Annotated in this window: 17 protein-coding genes; 10 read left to right on the top strand and 7 right to left on the bottom strand. The window is 72.4% G+C overall.

Going from position 1 to position 18,338, the window contains the following annotated elements; all coding sequences use genetic code 11:
• Window positions 1-118 precede the first annotated feature (118 nt).
• The 4 genes from AC07B0_RS14450 to AC07B0_RS14465 form a co-directional block, all read right to left on the bottom strand.
• Complete coding sequence (locus AC07B0_RS14450; RefSeq protein WP_469377078.1) at window positions 119-1,177, bottom strand: YeiH family protein; 1,059 nt, start codon at window positions 1,175-1,177, stop codon at window positions 119-121.
• Window positions 1,177-1,734 (bottom strand): cysteine dioxygenase family protein, encoded by a 558-nt coding sequence (locus AC07B0_RS14455; protein ID WP_356876125.1) that lies wholly within the window; start codon window positions 1,732-1,734, stop codon window positions 1,177-1,179. The genes AC07B0_RS14450 and AC07B0_RS14455 overlap by 1 nt, the downstream gene beginning before the upstream one ends.
• A 100-nt stretch (window positions 1,735-1,834) precedes the next feature.
• Entirely contained in the window at window positions 1,835-2,740 is a 906-nt protein-coding gene (locus AC07B0_RS14460) for a LysR family transcriptional regulator (protein ID WP_356876123.1), read from the bottom strand.
• Window positions 2,741-2,857: 117 nt separating this feature from the next.
• Complete coding sequence (locus AC07B0_RS14465) at window positions 2,858-4,414, bottom strand: S1C family serine protease (protein WP_469377081.1); 1,557 nt, start codon at window positions 4,412-4,414, stop codon at window positions 2,858-2,860.
• A gap of 244 nt (window positions 4,415-4,658) precedes the next feature.
• Here AC07B0_RS14465 and AC07B0_RS14470 point away from each other — a divergent pair, with 244 nt between their 5' ends.
• The 3 genes from AC07B0_RS14470 to AC07B0_RS14480 all read left to right on the top strand — a co-directional run bounded on the left by AC07B0_RS14470 (window position 4,659) and on the right by AC07B0_RS14480 (window position 7,348).
• The gene (locus AC07B0_RS14470) at window positions 4,659-5,459 is read left to right on the top strand and encodes a glycerophosphodiester phosphodiesterase (RefSeq protein WP_356876119.1); all 801 of its coding nucleotides are present in this window, start codon (window positions 4,659-4,661) and stop codon (window positions 5,457-5,459) included.
• Window positions 5,460-5,544: 85 nt separating this feature from the next.
• The gene (locus AC07B0_RS14475; RefSeq protein ID WP_356876117.1) at window positions 5,545-6,147 is read left to right on the top strand and encodes an ATP-binding protein; all 603 of its coding nucleotides are present in this window, start codon (window positions 5,545-5,547) and stop codon (window positions 6,145-6,147) included.
• Window positions 6,148-6,373: 226 nt separating this feature from the next.
• Window positions 6,374-7,348 carry a DUF5926 family protein gene (locus tag AC07B0_RS14480; protein WP_356876115.1) on the top strand — a complete coding sequence of 325 codons (975 nt, stop codon included), beginning with the start codon at window positions 6,374-6,376 and terminating at the stop codon, window positions 7,346-7,348.
• 180 nt (window positions 7,349-7,528) lie between these two features.
• On the opposite strand, the gene AC07B0_RS14485 is transcribed toward AC07B0_RS14480, so the two are convergent.
• Entirely contained in the window at window positions 7,529-8,098 is a 570-nt protein-coding gene (locus AC07B0_RS14485; protein WP_469377084.1) for a hypothetical protein, read from the bottom strand.
• 104 nt (window positions 8,099-8,202) lie between these two features.
• The gene (locus AC07B0_RS14490; protein WP_478898263.1) at window positions 8,203-8,922 is read right to left on the bottom strand and encodes a bifunctional DNA primase/polymerase; all 720 of its coding nucleotides are present in this window, start codon (window positions 8,920-8,922) and stop codon (window positions 8,203-8,205) included.
• Between the two features lie 407 nt (window positions 8,923-9,329).
• On the opposite strand from AC07B0_RS14490, the gene AC07B0_RS14495 reads away from it, so the two are divergent.
• Window positions 9,330-10,892 carry a PP2C family protein-serine/threonine phosphatase gene (locus tag AC07B0_RS14495; RefSeq protein WP_469377086.1) on the top strand — a complete coding sequence of 521 codons (1,563 nt, stop codon included), beginning with the start codon at window positions 9,330-9,332 and terminating at the stop codon, window positions 10,890-10,892.
• A 150-nt stretch (window positions 10,893-11,042) separates the two neighbouring features.
• On the top strand, window positions 11,043-12,509 hold the full coding sequence (locus tag AC07B0_RS14500; protein WP_469377088.1) for an aminopeptidase P family protein: 1,467 nt from the start codon (window positions 11,043-11,045) through the stop codon (window positions 12,507-12,509).
• An 87-nt stretch (window positions 12,510-12,596) separates the two neighbouring features.
• Here AC07B0_RS14500 and AC07B0_RS14505 read toward each other — a convergent pair whose 3' ends face one another.
• Window positions 12,597-13,133 (bottom strand): ATP-binding protein, encoded by a 537-nt coding sequence (locus AC07B0_RS14505; protein ID WP_469377090.1) that lies wholly within the window; start codon window positions 13,131-13,133, stop codon window positions 12,597-12,599.
• 222 nt (window positions 13,134-13,355) lie between these two features.
• Here AC07B0_RS14505 and AC07B0_RS14510 point away from each other — a divergent pair, with 222 nt between their 5' ends.
• The 5 genes from AC07B0_RS14510 to AC07B0_RS14530 all read left to right on the top strand — a co-directional run bounded on the left by AC07B0_RS14510 (window position 13,356) and on the right by AC07B0_RS14530 (window position 18,336).
• The gene (locus AC07B0_RS14510) at window positions 13,356-14,168 is read left to right on the top strand and encodes a hypothetical protein (protein ID WP_469377092.1); all 813 of its coding nucleotides are present in this window, start codon (window positions 13,356-13,358) and stop codon (window positions 14,166-14,168) included.
• A 114-nt stretch (window positions 14,169-14,282) separates the two neighbouring features.
• Window positions 14,283-15,020 (top strand): YcnI family copper-binding membrane protein, encoded by a 738-nt coding sequence (locus tag AC07B0_RS14515; protein WP_469377094.1) that lies wholly within the window; start codon window positions 14,283-14,285, stop codon window positions 15,018-15,020.
• 70 nt (window positions 15,021-15,090) lie between these two features.
• Window positions 15,091-15,744 (top strand): SCO family protein, encoded by a 654-nt coding sequence (locus AC07B0_RS14520; RefSeq protein WP_469377096.1) that lies wholly within the window; start codon window positions 15,091-15,093, stop codon window positions 15,742-15,744.
• Window positions 15,741-16,241: a copper chaperone PCu(A)C gene (locus tag AC07B0_RS14525; RefSeq protein ID WP_356876097.1), complete on the top strand. Its 501-nt coding sequence runs from the start codon at window positions 15,741-15,743 to the stop codon at window positions 16,239-16,241. Before AC07B0_RS14520 ends, AC07B0_RS14525 begins: the two co-directional genes overlap by 4 nt.
• Window positions 16,242-16,263: 22 nt before the next feature.
• Window positions 16,264-18,336, top strand: coding sequence for a copper resistance CopC/CopD family protein (locus AC07B0_RS14530; protein WP_469377099.1), 2,073 nt, complete (start codon window positions 16,264-16,266; stop codon window positions 18,334-18,336).
• The last annotated feature ends 2 nt before the right edge of the window (window positions 18,337-18,338 follow it).

Here is an 18,338-nt window from a genome sequence, read left to right on the forward strand (position 1 = left end):
GTTCGGTGGTTCCGGTTGCGGGGGCAGAGTCGCACGAGGGCCGCGAGATGTCAGGGGGCAGCCTGAACGTTCGGTCGGTTCCGGCCAGGAATTGGCCAACTCCCCCTGCTTCGAAGCGTCATACGGTGAGCACGACGCCCACGTACGAGACCCCCGCCACCATCACCCACGCCCCCAGCCCCAGCAGCGCGGCCCGCCCGCCCGTCCGGGCCAGCGTCGGCAGGTGCACCGCGCTCCCCAGGCCGAACAGGGCCGCCGCCAGGAGGCCCTCCTGGGCCGTGTGTGCCCAGTCCAGCGCTACGTCGGGCAGCGTGCCGGTGGCGCGCAGCGCGGCCGCCGCCAGGAACCCGGCCACGAACAGCGGAACCGGGGCCGGCCGCCGGCCCGAGGACGTGCGCACCCCGCGTCGCCGGGCCCGTAGCGAGAAGGCCACGGCCGCCACGAGCGGGGCCAGCAGGGCCACCCGCATCAGCTTGACCAGGACCGCCTCGCCGAGCGCGCCGGGGCCCGCGGTCTGCGCGGTCGCCACCACCTGGCCGACGTCGTGGACGCTCGCACCCACCCAGCGGCCGAAGGCGGGGTCGGACAGCCCCAACGGGCCCTGGAACAGCGGGAGGACCGCGATGGCGAGCGTTCCGCACAGGGTGACCAGGGCCACCGAGGAAGCCACGTCCTCCTCGTCGCTGCCCGACACCTGGCTGACCGCACCGATCGCCGAGGCACCGCAGATCGAGTAGCCGGTGGCGATCAGCAGGGGCTGGTCACCCGGGAGCCCGAGGCGGCGGCCCAGCCAGAGCGTGCCGAAGAAGGTGGCCGCGACCACGGCGCTCACCATCACCACGGTCGCCCAGCCCAGCCGGACGACCTGGTCCAGGCCCAGTCCGAGGCCGAGGAGGACGATGCCGATCCGCATCAGCCGCCGGCCCGCCAGGGACAGGCCCGGGCGGGCGGGGCCCCGTACGACGGTGCGCAGGCCCGGGAGGTGGGCGACCGCGATCCCCAGCACGACGGCGGCGGTCAGCATCGGCACCGTGGGGACCAGCAGGTGCACGCACCAGGCCACCAGGGCGCCCGCGGCGGCCAGGAGCAACCCCGGCCAGGACGTCGACGTTTCACGTGAAACATCGAGCAGCCGCACCCGCGCCGGCCGGTGGACGGTGCGGTTCAGCAGGGCCATCAGTCCACCGGCTCCGGGTAGACCCGCCGGACGCTGCTGCCCAGGCGGGCCACGTCGGCACCGTAGACGTGGAGGGATATCGCCGTCGTACGACAGGAGTTGCGGACCTTGTGGATGTCGCCGGGCGGGGCGAAGCCGCAGACGTCGCCCTGGCCGTTGACCACCTGCTCGGTCGCCACGAGCCGTGCGGGCGCCGTCGGGGAGGGGGCGGGGGCGAGCCGGTAGCGGATTTCGCTCTCCGAGCCCTCGTGGACCCCGGCGACGCACCAGGAGACGTGGTCGTGGATGGAGGTCTCTTGGCCGGGCAGCCACACCAGGGCGACCACCGAGAAGCTGCCGTCCGGCTCGGTGTGCAGGATGTGCTGCCGGTACCGGTCGGGGTGGCCCTCGCGCTGTCCGGGGGTGAGCAGATCGGGCGTGCCCAGGTGCGGGGCGAGGCGTTCTCCGACCAGGTAGGCCGTCAGGTCGGGGGCCAGGCCCCGGTCGACGACCCTGCGTATGTCACTGACGAGGGCGGCCATCCTCGCTGTCGTACGGGCCGGCGTGGTGGTGGTCATGGGACGAGCGTCCGCCCGCCCGACCATCACGTCCAACGACAGTTCTGCCCTGAAATCCCAAGCCCCGCTTATGGATCGGGCGGCGCGCGGCCCCTGCCGGTCAGCAGCCGACGCGGTTCGAGGCCACCCGCTTCAGCTCGTCCAGCACCACGGCCGTCGCCGGGATCCGCAGGTGGTCGCGGTACACGTACGCGGCGATGTGGCGGCGGGCGGCCGGCTCCAGCACGCGGCCGCAGACCCGGTTGAGGGAGAGCGAGGGCAGGACCAGCGCGGGCATCATGGCCACCCCCAGACCCTGTCCGACGAGGCTCTGCACCACCAGGTTGTCGTCGGTCGCGAACCGGATGTCGGGGACGAAGCCCAGCTCCGCGCACTCGTGCAGCAGGTTCGCCCGGCAGCGGGGGCAGCCGGCGATCCAGCGTTCCTCGGCGAGGTCGCCCAGGTGCACCGCCCGGCGGCGGGCGAGCGGATGGCCGGTCGGCAGCAGGACCGTCAGCTGGTCCTCCAGCAGCCTGACCTCGGCGACGTCCTCGGGAACCTCCTCGTGGAGGCCCGGGTAGGTGAAGGCCAGGGTGATGTCGCACTCCCCGCGCTGGAGCCGGCGCAGTGACTCCGGAGGCTCCCCTTCGAGCAGTTCGACCTGGACGCCGGGGTGGTTCTTGGCGAGCCCGCTGAGGGCTTCCGGGACGAGGGTGACGTTGGCGCTGGGGAATCCGCAGACCCGTACGCGCCCGGTGCGCAGGCGCGTGTAGGCCTTCAGCTGGGCTTCGGCGGCCGAGAGGCTGCCGAGGATGGACTCCGCGTGGCGGGCCAGGGACTCGCCGGCCTCGGTGAGTTTCATCTTCCTGCCCACGCGGGTGAACAGCGGGGTGCCGACGGCGCGTTCGAGCGCCTTCATCTGCTGGGTGATCGCGGGCTGGGTGTACCCCAGGACCCGGGCGGCCGCCGAGTAGGACCCCGCGGCGACCACTTCATGGAATGTCCGTATGTGCCGTGAATCGAACACCCTCGAAGCATAAGCAGATGTTGGGAGGGGCCGTAGGCGGAATCCCGCCCACGGCCCCTCCCATCAAGCCAGCCTCCCCGCCGTCTGGACGCGTGGTCCACCGGCGGGGCCGCGGTGCTACTTGTCGCCGACGCGCGAGCCGAGCGTGATGTCGACCGAGGTCGGCTTGCCGTCGCGCTGGTAGGTCAGCTTGACCGTGTCGCCCGGCTTGTACGTCCAGATCATGCTGATCAGGGTCGGGCCGCTGTCGACCGGCTTGCCGCCGAACTCGGTGATGACGTCACCGGGCTTCAGGCCCGCCTTGCCGGCCGGGCCGTTCGGGTCGACCAGCTCGTTGGCCCCCGCGCCCTGCTCGGAGATCTTGGCGCCGTCGACCTTCGCCTGGAGGTCCACGGAGACCGAGATCACCGGGTAGACCGGCTTGCCCGTCTTGATCAGCGACTGGGCGACGATCTTGGCCTGGTTGATCGGGATGGCGAAGCCCAGGCCGATGGACCCGGCCTGACCGCCGCCGAAGCCGCCGTTGCCCGCGGACTGGATCGCCGAGTTGATGCCGATCACCGCGCCGCGGCTGTCGAGCAGCGGACCGCCGGAGTTGCCGGGGTTGATCGAGGCGTCCGTCTGGAGGGCGCTCATGTACGAGTTCTTGCTGCCGGAGCCGTCGCCGGAGGCCACCGGGCGGTTCTTGGCGCTGACGATGCCGGTGGTGACCGTGTTGGACAGGCCGAAGGGCGCGCCGATCGCGATGGTCGCGTCGCCGACGGCCACCTTGTCGGAGTCGCCGAGCGCCAGCGGCTTGAGACCGGCGGGCGGGTTCTTCAGCTTGAGCACGGCGACGTCGTAGCCCTGGGCCCGGCCCATGACCTCGGCCTCGTACTTCTTGCCGTCGGAGAAGGTGGCGGAGAGCTTGCCGCCGTTCGCCGCGGAGGCGACCACGTGGTTGTTCGTGAGGATGTGGCCCTGCTCGTCGTAGACGAAACCTGTGCCGGTGCCGCCCTCGCCGTCCCCGGCCGAGGCCTCGATGGTGACGACGCTGGGCAGTGAGGAGGCGGCGAGGCCCGCGATCGAGCCCGCCTCCCGCTTCAGGTCCTTCGGGGTGTTGCCCGCGCTGATGGTGGTCGAGCCGGAGCCGTCGTTGCTCCGGTTGGCCGCCCAGTAGCCGATGCCGCCGCCGACGCCGCCCGCGAGGAGGGCCGCCACGAGCACGCCCGCGATGAGCCCGCCCTTGCCCTTGGGCTTGGGGGGCGGGGTGCCGTCGGTGGTGAGGGGGGCGCCCCAGGCGCCGCCACCGTGGCCGCCGGACCCGTACGCGGGCACCGCGGGCGGGGGAGGCGGCCAGCCCTCGGCGCCGTACGCGGCCGCGGGGGCCGGCTGACCGTGGGGCGGAGCCTGGGCGTAGCCCTGGGCCGGAGCCTGGTCGTAACCCTGGGCCGGAGCGGGTTCCGGAGCGTACGGCGGGGCGGCCGGAGCTGCCGGAGCTGCCGGCGTGGGCGGAAGCTGCTGGGTCTGCTCGGCGCCCGGTACGGAAGCCGGGGCGGCCGGTGCCGGAGCACCCGGAGCCGCGTCGGCCGGCGCCGGGGCCTGGGCGGGGGTGGAAGCGGCCACCGGCACTGCGGGTGCGGACGGGGCCGCGGGGGGCGTCGGGGCCGCGGTGCCCTCGTTCTCGGTGCTCACAGCGCTCTCTCCTCGTCACACACGGCTTACACAGCTGCTGGAAATCGACCGATATCGTCCCGACATCGGTTCGGCTAAACGTTCGACGTGCCGCACAAGTTCCAGGGCGAAGCCTTTCCCATGACCCGTCAGAGCACTGTAAGCCGGACCTGTGCGTCTCCCCCATCCTTTATCTCCGGCATTTCAGGCGCATCCCCAGGACTCGCCCCGACGCGTCGGCGCTCCTCGGTGGCACCATGACCGGGTGACCCACGCAACGCCGCGCCCCATCCAGGTCGTCGCCCACCGCGGCGCCTCGGAGGATGCCCCCGAGCACACCCTGGCCGCCTACCGGAAGGCCATCGAGGACGGCGCCGACGCCCTCGAATGCGACATCCGGCTGACCGCGGACGGCCATCTGGTCCTGGTCCACGACCGCCGGGTGAACCGTACGTCGAACGGCCGCGGCGCCGTCTCGGCGCTGGAGCTGGCCGACCTCACCGCCCTCGACTTCGGCTCCTGGAAGGACCGCGAGGAGTCCCCCGACTGGGACGCGGACCCCGAGCGGACCTCCGTCCTCACCCTGGAGCGGCTGCTGGAGCTGGTCTCGGACGCGGGCCGGCCGGTCCAGCTGGCGATCGAGACGAAGCACCCCACCCGCTGGGCCGGACAGGTGGAGGAACGCCTACTCTTCCTCCTCAAGCGCTTCGGCCTCGACGCCCCGCCCGCCGAGGGCCCGCACCCGGTGCGGGTCATGAGCTTCTCGGCCCGCTCCCTGCACCGGGTGCGGGCCGCCGCCCCGACGGTGCCGACCGTGTACCTGATGCAGTTCATCTCACCCCGCATGCGCGACGGCCGGCTGCCCGCCGGGGTGCGGATCGCGGGGCCCGGGATGCGGATCGTGCGCAACCACCCCGGCTTCATCCGCAAGCTCCAGGCCGCGGGGCATTCCGTGCACGTATGGACCGTGAACGAACCCGAAGATGTTCAGCTATGCGCTGATCTGGGTGTAGAAGCGATCATCACGAACAGGCCACGTCAGGTTCTGTCACAACTAGGACGCTGACGTCCCCATTTGCCCACCCGTCACACGAGACCCGCACGTGACAGGGTGTGCTCCGGCGCATCCGCTCCGCAGTCACTGGTCATGAATGCGTCAGAGGGCCCGCTCGCGGCGGTTTCCGGTCCAGGCCATTGGGGCATCCAGACCATGGCGTGGGGCTAAGGAGGTTCCGGGGGTGGCGTTGGTGATGGCACAGGAAGTGCCCACGTCTTCGTGCATGGACGTGTCCCATGGTCCTGCGGGCGTGGGGGAGGCGAGACACCGCATGCGCGAACAACTGCGCATCAGCGGCGTGTCCGAATCGGTCGTGGACGATGCCGTACTGATCCTTTCCGAACTGCTCAGCAATGCCTGCCGCCACGGCCGGCCGCTGGGCGCGCGGGACATCGGCGACGGGCAGATACGCGCCGCGTGGTGCGTCGACAAGGCGGGACGGCTGACGGTCGAGGTCACGGACGGCGGCGGACCCACCCGCCCGGTCCCGGCCACGCCCTCGGTCACCGCACGGGGCGGCCGCGGGCTGAACATCATCAGCGCCCTGGCCCAGGACTGGGGCGTCCGGGACGGAGCGGCGGGTGAGGTCACCGTGTGGGTGATCGTCGCCCGGGGGGCGCGGCACGACGATTTCGCTACGCGCGTCACTGCCCCGGCCATCGGCTTCACATCGGCCTTCGACGATCTGGATCCGTGAGGCGGATCCCCCTCACGGACCCCCCTCGATCCGAGGGACTCCCCGCCCGGATCCCGCTCTCCGGATCCCGCCGGGTCCCCCTCCGCACCGGTCATCCGCGCGGGCGGCCGTCCGGGAGCGCACGCCGACCGTGCTCCCGGCCGCACCCCACCGGTTCCGGCGGTACGAACGGCTAGGCTCGCGACCAGAGACACCGCCGTACCGCCGCAACCGGGAGACACCCACGATGGCCAAGAAGCGCCCCGCCGCGAAGACCGCGAAGCCGCAGCTCAACAACGGGGAGATCCCGGTGGTGGGCGCGCGCGAGCCCTGTCCGTGCGGATCCGGTCGCCGCTACAAGGCCTGCCACGGCGCCGCCGCCGCGCACGCCGTCACCGAGCACGTGCAGCGCCCGTTCGAGGGACTGCCGGGCGAGTGCGACTGGGTGGCGCTGCGCGAACTCGTGCCCGCCGCCACCATCCCGCTGACCCTCAAGGGCGGGCTGCCCGAGGGCGTCCCGTCCGTCACGCTGGTCACCGTACTGCCCATGGCGTGGCCGGCCCTGCGCCGCGAGGACGGCTCCGTCCTGCTCGGCCTGCAGAACGACTCGACCACCGGGGACCTGGCCCGCGACATGGCCGACACCCTGGAGCGCGCGCTCGTCGCGGAACCCGGTACGCCGGTTCCGGCCCGTCGGGTTCCGGCCGAGGGCAGCCGACTTCAGGATCTCCTGGACCCGGAGGGCGTTTTCGAGCCGGTTGTGCACAGCGGCTTCGAATTCTGGATTCCGGAGTCGGAAAGCGCCCAGGCCGCCTCTCCGGAGATCGCCGCCTCGCTGGAACGAGCCAACGCGGCCGCCATCCCGACCGTCAAGCTGGCCGGCGTGGACTCGGCCTACTGGTGCGAGACGCCGGACAAGAACCACCTGCGCTGGGTCATGCCGCACCCCGAGGAGAAGCTGCTCGACGCCCTCGCGCGGCTGCACGCGGCGGGCACCTCCTCGCTCGGCGAGGGCACGAAGCTCGTGGGTTCCTTCCGTGCGCACGGCCTGGTCGTCCCCGTCTGGGACCTGCCGACCGGGGTCTCCGCCGACGACGTGGAGAAGCCCGCTGCCGAGTTCGCGGAGCGGCTCGCCGCGGCCCTGGCCACGGACGCCCCGCTCACCCCTGAGGAGCGCCGTGCACGCGGCGGGCTCACGAACCGCCAGGTGACGCTCAGCTGACGCACCGGCCCCGCGGGACCGGTGACCGGCGTCACAACTCCCGCTAATCGCCTGCAAATCGGTGTCCGAATATCAGAGATCGAATTTGCGTACCGGCGATCTCTTGTTACCGTTCTTGTAGCCCGGTCGCTGGTGCATCCCCCGTCGCCAGCGACCGGGCCCTTCCATTTCCGGCGGCGGTCAACCGTCGCCCGGCTCCGGTGAGTTGCTCCCGGACCGCAGGAGCAGTTGCCCTTCATCATCCGGAACTGCAAATTCCGCTACGGCCGAGTAGTCGGCCGGTTTACCCACCGACTCACCCCGGGGCGTTTCGCACAGACCCGGCTCGTCGCCCGCGCCCACGGCGCAGCGGATCTGTACCGTCCGCCCCGCCGGCCCCATGACGGTGAGTACGGCGTCCAGGATCCGGCCGCTGGTGTTCCGGTAGTAACTGCGGCCCCAGGTCTGCCCCTCGCTCTCCAGGACGCAGGTCTGCGCCTCCACCCCGTGCGGGGAGGAGAGTTCCGGACCGCAGCGGGAATCCGTACGGGGCTGCTCGGCCGGCCCCGGCTGCGCCGGGCGGGCGGCACCTTCGGCGGACCGCGCGGTGTCCGGCGTACGGGACGGGTCGGAAAGGCCGAGCGAGGAGAGCAAACCCCCGCCCTTTCCGTCATCCTGACCGGCGAAATCCGGCCCGGCGATCGCCCCGGCGAGAGGAAGCGACAAGATGATCAGCACACCGGCGCCGATACCGATCAGGCGGAGATTCATTCGCCGAAGATAGCGACGCCGGAAAGGGGCGCGGAGATCCCCGCGCCCAATTCCCTTGGAAACCGGCCCTCCTGGCACCCGTACGAGTGATGCGGCCGCCGAGCTCAGTACGCGAGCCGGCTTCCGCCGCCCGGGGCGCCGGTGCTCGCCTCGACGAGCGCGTCCACGACCGCCTCGACCTCCGGCAGCCACGGACCCCCGGAACCCACGGCGGGTTCCCGCTCCCAGCAGACCTGCCCGCCGCCCGAAGCGGTCGAGGGCGGCAGCAACAGGTAGCCGCCCTCGCCGTGGAAGCGCAGCGAGGAGGGCACGTGGTCCTTGGCGTACAGGAGTTCGCCGAGCCGCTCCAGCGAGTAGGGGGCCACCAGCAGGGACCACCGGGTCGGCGAGGCGACGATCGGCCCGAGCCGCATGCCCTGCGCGTCCAGCCGTCCGACGGCACGCGCGGCCGCGACGGCCGGCAGGCTCACCGCGCACGGCGCCGCCCCACCGGTGGCCAGCAGCACCGGGGCGCTGGGCCGCCTGGCCCACCACCAGGCCACCATCCGGGCGTCGGTGGTGGCGGCGAGCAGTCCGGGGTCGAAGGGGTGCGCGCCGGGCACCACGCAGTCGGGGTCGGGGCAGGCGCACCGCGTGCTCTCGGCGCCGGCCCGGCCCACGCCCGGGAGGATGGGCCACTGCCAGACCGTGGCGCAGGTGAGCGCCCCGTCGAGCAGGGACGGGCCCGCGGCGGCCTCGGGCGACGAGGCGGAGCGGGAGACGGCGCGCGGGGATTTCCACCGGTCGCGGAGCCGCTGGAGACGCCTTCCGAGGATCTCGCGCATGAGCGCTCGTTCCTTTCCGTTGAACGCCGAGGGGCCACATCACACCATGTGAGCGGTGTTTCACCACACGTACACGTTTCGCGTCACTGTCCGCCGGAAGCAGGTTCACACGGTTCGTGCAGTTTTCTTACGGGTCCATCAAACGTCCGGCGGGGGCGGAGCGCGACCCGCACCGGTGTCGAGACCGGCTGCCGCCGCTAAGGACGACGGCCCGTGCCGGGCGGTTCCCGGCGGTGCCGGGAGGCGTCAACTGACCCTGGGCACCACCGATTACGTACCCGAAGCCACTACGACGCCCGCCCAGTCGATCGCAAAAACCGTCCGCTTCCAGCTTTTTCCGGCCAAGTTTTAGCCCTGGCTGGACCGTGAGTTGTCGTCCCACGGACACCAGGATTCCCGCTGGTCCGATGCTGGACATCGCTCCTCGTGTGCGTGTAGATGTGGATCCATTGATGGCGGCGCAGCACGATCTGGGGGTTTGCGATGCTATATGGCGAATCGCACCAGGTGGAAAGGCGGACGCCATGAGCGCCCCGCATCTGCCGAAAGTGGCTGGAATCGATCCAGCAGTTACAGCGTCAGCGCAGACTCCGGCGCCCACGCCCGCTTCCACGCCCGTACGCACCACCCCCGCCCAGGCCGCTCCGCCTGCCGCGAGCAGCGTCATCCAGGACCGGCTGGCGGGCATGGTCTCCGACCTCACCACCCTGCACGAGCTCACCGAGCGCCTCGCCCGGGCCCGCGACCTCGACTCCTCCCTCCAGGAGTTCCTGCGCGCCGGAGCCGCCCTCGTCGGCGCACGCCGGGGGCTGGTGGTCCTGGAACCCTCCGACGGCCTCGGCCCCACCACCACCATCGGCCTCGGCCTCGGTCGCGCGGACCTCGGCCACATCGAGACCGTGCCGCGCAGCGCCACCTCCTACGGCCGCATCCTCGACGGACTCCCGGACGCCCACGGCGGCTCCGAGGTGCTCCCCGAGCCGGACAGCGCGCCCGCGGCCCCCGGATCCGGCGGCTACGAACCCCCCGTCGACCCGCGCCACCGCGAGGTCGCGGCCCGGCTCGGCTACGCGGCCAGCTACGCGCTGCCGCTGACCGCCGACGCCACCGGCCGGCTCGGCGCGGCGGTCTGGCTCTACGACGAACAGGCCGAGCCGAACGAGCGGCAGCGCGACCTCATCGGGCTGTACGTGCGGCACGCCGCCGAGCACCTGGCCCGGATGGTCGAGGTGGACCGCGCCCGCGTCCGGCTGGCCACCGTCGCCGAGGAACTGCTGCCCAGCCGGCTCCCCCGGATCGCCGGGGTGCAGCTCGCGGCCCGGCACCACACGGGACCGCGCGGCGGCGGCGACTGGTACGACGCCCTCCCGCTGCCCGAGGGCGCCATGGGACTGGCCGTCGGATCCGTCACCGGTTCCGGCCCGAGCGCCGTCGCGGCCATGGGTCGGCTGCGGGCCTCGCTGCGCGCGTACGCCGTCATGGAGGGCGAGGACCCCGTCGCGGTGCTGTCCGACCTCGAACTGCTGCTGCGCCTGACCGAGCCCGCCCGCTCGGCGACCGCGCTGTTCGCCTACTGCGAGCCCGCCGCGCGGAAGATCGTCCTGGCCGGGGCCGGGCACGCCCCGCCGCTGCTCATCGGCGAGCGGCGCACCGAGTACGTGGAGACCACCCTCTCCGCGCCGCTGGGGATGCTCGCCTGCTGGGAGGCCCCGAGCGTGGAGATCGAGCCCGCGCCCGGAGAAACGGTGCTGCTCTACACCGACGGGCTGTTGCGGCGTACCGGCGACGCCATGGACCGGGCGTACGCCCGGCTGCACGCGGCGGCCGCGGGGGTTCCCCGTACCGCCCGGGACGACCCGGCCTCGATCTGCGACCACATCCTGCGGACCGTACTGCCGGGGGAGGACCCGGCCGCGCCCTCCGCGGATCCCGACGAGGACGTCGTCCTGCTCGCCGTCCGGTTCGACTGAGGGGGAACCCGCCGTTCGGGGGAGGCCCCGGAAGACGATCGTCCGGTTTGACTGATATGTCACAGGTCCCGCCGGACGTCTTCTCTTCGCACATACGATGGATGAGGTCCATACCCGGTACCTGCATGTCGTAGCAGCTGAGGAGAAGACGTGGCTGACGAGCTCACCCCGGAGACCCCGGAAGAAGAGCAGCCCCAGAAGAAGCACAAGCAGCGCAAGAACGGGCTGTACCCGGGCGTCAGCGAAGAACTCGCGGAGAGCATGCGCACCGGCTGGGCCGACACCGAGCTGCGCGGCCTGGAACCCATCGCCCAGGCCGGGCACACGGCGGAGCGCCGCGCCGCCCTGTCCGCGCGCTTCCCCGGCGAGCGCCTCGTCATCGCGGCCGGCCGGCTGAAGACCCGCTCGAACGACACCGAGTACCCCTTCCGCGCCTCGACCGAGTACGCGTACCTCACCGGTGACCAGACCGAGAACGGCGTCCTGGTCCTGGAGCCCACCGGCGGGACCGGCCACACCGCCACGGTCTACCTGCTGCCGCGCTCCAACCGCGAGAACGGCGAGTTCTGGCTGTCCGGCCAGGGCGAGCTGTGGGTCGGCCGCCGCCACTCCCTCGCCGAGGCCGAGCAGCTCCTGGGCATCCCGGCCAAGGACGTCCGCGAGCTCGCCGACGCCCTCACCGAGGCGGAGGGCCCGGTCCGCAACGTGCGCGGGCACGACTCCGTCATCGAGGCCGCCCTCACCGACAAGGTGACCAAGGAGCGCGACGAGGAACTGCGCGTCTACCTCTCCGAGGCCCGCGCCGTGAAGGACGCCTTCGAGATCGGCGAGCTGCAGAAGGCCGTCGACTCCACGGTCCGCGGCTTCGAGGACGTCGTGAAGGTCCTCGACAAGGCCGAGGCCACGTCCGAGCGCTACATCGAGGGCACCTTCTTCCTGCGCGCCCGCGTCGAGGGCAACGACGTCGGCTACGGCTCCATCTGCGCCGCCGGCCCGCACGCCTGCACCCTGCACTGGGTCCGCAACGACGGCGACGTCCGCTCCGGCGACCTGCTCCTCCTCGACGCCGGTGTGGAGACCCACTCCCTCTACACCGCCGACGTCACGCGCACCCTGCCGATCAACGGCACCTACACCGACATCCAGCGCAAGATCTACGACGCGGTGTACGCATCCCAGGAAGCCGGCATCGCCGCCGTCAAGCCGGGGGCGAAGTTCCGCGACTTCCACGACGCCTCGCAGCACGTCCTCGCCGAGAAGCTCGTCGAGTGGGGCCTGCTGGAGGGCCCGGTCGAGCGCGTCCTGGAACTCGGCCTCCAGCGCCGCTGGACCCTGCACGGCACCGGCCACATGCTCGGCATGGACGTCCACGACTGCGCCGCCGCGCGCACCGAGGCGTACGTCGACGGCACGCTGGAGCCGGGCATGTGCCTGACCGTCGAGCCCGGGCTGTACTTCCAGGCCGACGACCTGACCGTGCCCGAGGAGTACCGGGGCATCGGCGTCCGCATCGAGGACGACATCCTCGTCACCGAGGACGGCAACCGGAACCTGTCGGCCGGCCTGCCCCGCACCTCGGACGAGGTCGAGGCCTGGATGGCGCGCCTCAAGGGCTGACGCCCCTTCGGCTCACGGTGGGCGGGACCTCCTGCGGGGTCCCGCCCACCGGCGCGTCCGCGCCGGCTCCGTTCACGGAAGCGGCGGCTACGACACCTTCAGCAGCGCGTCGTCGCGCCACTTCAGCATCTTGTCGAAGCTCACCACGGCTCCCCGGCCCGGCCGGTTGCGGAAGCGGACGTGGTCGGCGAGCTCCTCGATCAGGTGCAGGCCGCGGCCGTGCTCGGCCAGGGAGGGTCTGCGGCGGGCCACCGTCGCGGCCGGGAACCCCGGACCGGAGTCGGACACCTCGATGCGGCAGCGGTCCCCGTCCAGATAGGCCGTGACGTGGTACGCCCCGGACCCGTCGGCGTCGTCCGCGTCGCCCGCACCTTCGGCGTCGGCCCAGCCGTCGGGGACGCCGGAACCGTCGTGGGCGCCCGCGCCCGGAACCCCGCAGCCGGCGCCGGCGACACGGCCGCCGTGCTCCACCGCGTTCGCGCACGCCTCGCTCAGTGCCAGCGACAGGTCGAACGAGATGTCCGGGTCCACCCCCGCGGTCTCCATCGTCCCCAGCAGCAGTCGCCTGGCGAGCGGCACGCTCGCGGCTTCGCGCCTCAAGTGGAGAGACCACCAGATGCTCATACGGTTACCTATTGCCGCCCCGGGCGGGCCGTAAGCGCCCGGCGGCCGCCGGAGCCCTCATTCGGCCGATGCGGCATTCCCACGGAGCGGTGTACGCGGCGGCCGCCGCAGGGCGCGCACCGCCCGTTCGCTGACCCCGGCCTGACCGGAGGCCGGAACGCACGGGTCCCTTCCGTACCTGCCGTATGCAGGGCCTAAGCGCAGTGCGATGATGGCCCGGCCATGACTGCCCCCCACACGACGCGCACCGGAGCCGGGCTCCGGACGACCCGGGCCGCGGTGTTCGCCGCGGTCTGCGTCGTGCTGTCCGCTGTCGGGCACGCCGTGGCCTCCTGCGCCGCCGTGCCGTGGTGGGCGCTGGCCTCCGCCTTCGTCGCCGTGTTCGCGGTCGCGGCCCCGCTCTCGGGGCGGCGGCGTTCACCCGGCGGGATAGCCGCCGCGCTCGCCTCCGGGCAGGTGGGACTGCACGCCCTGTTCGGTCTCTCCCAGCACGGCGAGGCCGCCGCGCGGGCGACGGCCGCGGACTCCGACACCTCCCTCGCGGCGCTCGCCGCCCGGCTGGTCTGCGGGGGCAACTCCGTACCGCTCAGCCCGGCCGACGCCCGACGGATCCTGGAGGCCGCAGGCCTCGACCCGGCCGCCGTGGCCGGAGGGGCCGCCGCCCAGGGCCACGCCGCGCACGAGCACCTGGCGGGCGCCGCCGGGCAGCAGGCGACCGGGCTGTTCAGCCCGGCCATGCTGGCCGGGCACCTGCTGGCCGCGCTGGCGGCCGGCTGGCTGATGGGCCGGGGAGACGCCGCGCTGTTCCGGCTCCTCGAACTGTCCCGGCTGTCCACCGAGGCCGATCCCGTACGTCCGCTGCGCGCCGCGCTGGCCTTCGTACGCGCCCTCGCCGCCGGCATCCCGGGCGCACCCGCGCGGGCCCGGCGCACCGGCCGCAGCGGGGCGGCCCCCGCGGCCGCGACCGGCCGTGAGGCGCTCCAGCACACGGTGACCAGGCGCGGGCCCCCCACGGCGCTCGCCCTCGCAGCCTGACGCGGCACCCCTACGTCCCCCCGAGCACGAGCGACGGGAGCACCGGTGCCGCGACCTCCGCGCGCGCCCGTGTGCGGAGCCGATGTCACCCCTGCTTCCGTGGAGTGTTCCCGCATGAAGACCTCTCGCGTCTCCTTCGCCGCCGCCCTCGCCGCCGGTTCCGTCCTCGTCCTTTCCGGGACGGCCTTCGCGCACGTCAGCGTGCAGCCCGGCGACGCCACCAAGGGCGGCTACGCGACGATCAACTTCAAGGTCCCCAACGAGCGCGACAACGCGTCCACGACGCAGCTGGAGGTCAGCTTCCCGATCGACCAGCCGCTCACGTCCGTCATGCCTCAGGACATCCCCGGCTGGACCGTGAGCGTCGAGAAGAGCAAGCTCGACAAGCCGCTCACCGTGCACGGCAAGCAGATCAACGAGGCCGTCACCAAGGTGACCTGGTCCGGCGGCAAGATCGAGCCCGGCAAGTTCCAGCAGTTCCCGGTCTCCGTGGGCAAGCTCCCCGAGAACGCCGACCAGATGGTCTTCAAGGCGATCCAGACGTACGACAACAACGAGGTCGTCCGCTGGATCGAGGAGGCCAAGGAAGGCGCCCCGGAGCCGCAGACCCCGGCGCCCGTCCTGAAGCTGACCGCCGCCAAGGGCGACGACCACCACGCCGCCGGCGGCTACACGAAGGCCGACGAGGCCAAGAACGCCGGCAAGGACGACAAGGCGGCCGGGGACGGTCACCACGACGAGGCCGCGGCCAAGGGCTCCGACACGACCGCCCGCGCCCTCGGCATCGCCGGCATCGTCATCGGCCTCGGCGGCGTCGCCTTCGGCATCGCCTCGCGTCGGCGCGCCTCCTGACCTGCCGCGCCCGCAGGGCGTGTCGTTCCCAGAACATCCGTACCATCCCCGATCCCAGGGACATTCCTCCATGCGCACCACACGTGTGACGGTCGCCGCCCTCGCGGTGGCGACCGCCCTCGCCCTCTCCGCCTGTGGCGGTGAGACGGCGAAGAACACCGGTTCGGTCACCCAGATCACCGGTCAGAAGAAGGCCGGGGCCGCGACGGTCCTCGACCGCCCCTTCGACAAGCCGGAACTCGTCCTCACGGACACCACCGGCAAGCCCTGGAACCTGCGCGAGCAGACCAAGGGCAAGCCGACGCTCATCTACTTCGGCTACACCAACTGCCCCGACGTGTGCCCCCTGACGATGAGCAACATCGCCGTCGCCAAGAAGGCGCTGCCGAAGGCGGACCAGGACGACCTCCGGGTCGTGTTCGTCACCACGGACCCCGAACGGGACACTCCCGAATCCCTCGGCTCGTGGCTCAAGGCCCAGGACCCGTCCTTCATCGGACTGACCGGGGACTTCGCCACCATCCAGACCGCGGCGCGCTCGCTCGGCATCGGCATCGAGGCCCCCACGACGGGGCCCGACGGCAAGGTCGTCTCCATGCACGGTGCCCAGGTCATCGCGTTCTCGCCCAAGACGGAAGAGGGCTACGTCCTCTACGGCGAGGGCACCACCGTCGATGACTACACCAAGGACCTGCCGAAGCTCGCCAAGGGGGAGAACCCGTGAACCGCCGCACCACCCGCAACACCCTCGCCGCCGCCCTCGCCCTGACGGCCGCGCTCGCCATATCCGGCTGCTCCTCGGACTCCTCTTCGGACTCCTCCTCCGGATCCGACGGCGCGAAGCCGAAGCTGACGGTCAGCGGGGCCTTCATGCCGGAACCGGTCAACGACAAGATGGCCGGCGCCTTCATGGTCATCAAGAACGACTCGAAGACCGCGGACAAGCTGACGGCCGTCACCAGCCCCCTCTCCGACGACCTTCAGATCCACCAGACCAAGGATCAGAAGATGCAGCAGGTCCAGGCTCTGGACGTGCCCGCGGGCGGCGAGCTCAAGCTCCAGCGGGGCGGCGACCACGTGATGTTCATGGGACTCAAGAACAAGCCGGCCGTCGGGGACAAGATCACCGTCGAGCTCCGGTTCGAGAAGGCCGACCCGGTCAAGGTCGAGGTCGACGTGAAAGAGCGGACCTACAACGCACAGAACTCCAACGCCCACTGACGGACCGAGGAACTGACACGCCATGACGGCCACCGCCCCCGCCCCTTCCCCAGCCCGGGTCCGCATCACGGCATTCCTGCCGCGGCTCGCGCTGGTCCTCGCAGCCCTGCTGGCAACCCTGTTCACCGCGGCCGGACCGGCCACGGCACACGCCGCACTCACCGCGAGCGACCCCCAGGACGGGGCGGTGGTCGCCACGGCACCCGCCCAGGTCACCCTCTCCTTCTCGGAGCAGGTCGCCATGGGCGACGACTCCATCCGCGTCATGGACCCGCAGGGCAGGCGCGTGGACACCGGCGAGCTGCGCGACATGTGCAGCGGCTCGGTCATCCGGTACGGCACCGCCCTCCACACCGGGCTGCCCGACGGTACGTACACCGTCGCCTGGCAGGCCGTCTCCGCGGACAGCCACCCGATCTCCGGCGCCTTCACCTTCTCCATCGGCGCCCCCTCGGCCACCGACGTCGCCCTGCCCACCCAGCAGGCGGGCGGCGGGCCCGTCGGCATCGCGTACGGGATCGCCCGCTACGCCGCCTACGCCGGGTTCACCGTCCTCGTCGGCGGCGCCGCCTTCATCCTGCTGTGCTGGCGCCGGGGGGCCGCCGAACGGCCGCTGCAGAAGCTGGTCCTGCGGGGCTGGGTCACCCTCACCGCCGCCACCCTGGCGATGCTGGCGCTCCGCAACCCGTACACCGGCTCCGGGAAGTTCGCCGACGTCTTCGACCTCGCCGGGCTGCGGGCCGTGCTGGAGACCAAGACCGGCGCCTCGTTCGTCTCCAGGCTGCTCCTCCTCGGCGCGGCCGCCCTGTTCATCGCCGTGCTCTTCGGGGCGTACGCACGCCGCCAGCAGGCCCAGGAGGCATCCGGACAGGAGGCATCCGGACAGGAGCCCGACGGCAGCAAGGAGACGAGCGACCTGGCCTTCGGGCTCGGGCTCGGCGGGGCCGTGGTGGCCGCCGGCATCGCCGCCACCTGGGCCCTCTCCGAGCACGCCTCCACGGGGATCCAGCCCGCCATCGCGATGCCGGCCGACATCCTGCACCTGCTGGCCGTGGCCGCCTGGCTCGGCGGTCTCGCCGCACTGCTGGTCGCCCTGCACAAGGTGCCGGACATCGAGCGGGACGCCGTACGGCGCTTCTCGAAGGTCGCCTTCATCAGTGTCGTGGTCCTCGCCGTCACCGGCGTCTACCAGTCCTGGCGCCAGCTCGGCAGCTGGTCGGCCCTCACCGGTACCAGCTACGGCCGGCTCCTGATGATCAAGGTGGGTCTGGTCGCCGTGCTCCTCGGCGTCGCCTACCTCTCGCGGAAGTGGACCGCCCGGCTCGCGGACGCCCCGGCGGAGACCGCCGCGGAGGTGTCCGACAAGGTGGCCGCCAAGGTCGCCGGGGAGTCGGCCGGAGAGCCGGTCGGGGAGTCGGCCGGCTCCGCGGCCGGGGTGCTCTCGGGGAGCGATGTTTCACGTGAAACAGGGGCCTCGAAGGCGGCGGCCGGCACCGAGTCCGCCGACCCCGAGCCCGCGGACCCCAAGCGGGCCGCCCAGCTCGCCCGGCAGCACGCCGCACGCGAGAAGGCCCGCGAGCACCAGGTGCGCGACGCCGATCCCGGCCGGGCCGGCCTGCGCCGGTCGGTCCTCGCGGAGGCGGCGGTGGCCGTGGCCCTGCTCGCCGTCACCACCGTCCTGACCAGCACCGAGCCCGGTCGCGCCGTGGAGCAGGAGACCGGCCGGGGCGCGGCCGCCACCGCGGTGCCCAACCGCCCCGTCAAGATCACCCTGCCCTTCGACACCGGCGGCCAGAACGGCAAGGGCACCGTACGGCTGGAGCTCGACCCCGGCCGGGTCGGCGCCAACACGCTCCACCTGTGGGCGGAGGGCCCGGACGCCAAGCCCCTGGACCTCCCCGAGATCAAGGTGGCCTTCACCCTGCCCGCCAAGGAGATCGGCCCGCTGCCGGTCGTCCCGGACCGCTCCGGTCCCGGACACTGGACCGCGTCCGGGGTCCAGCTGCCGCTCACGGGTGAATGGCGCATCGACGTGACCGTCCGCACCTCCGACATCGACCAGACGACCGTCCAGAAGAACGTGAAGATCGGCTGAGC

The organism is Streptomyces sp. NPDC044704 (assembly GCF_056433525.1).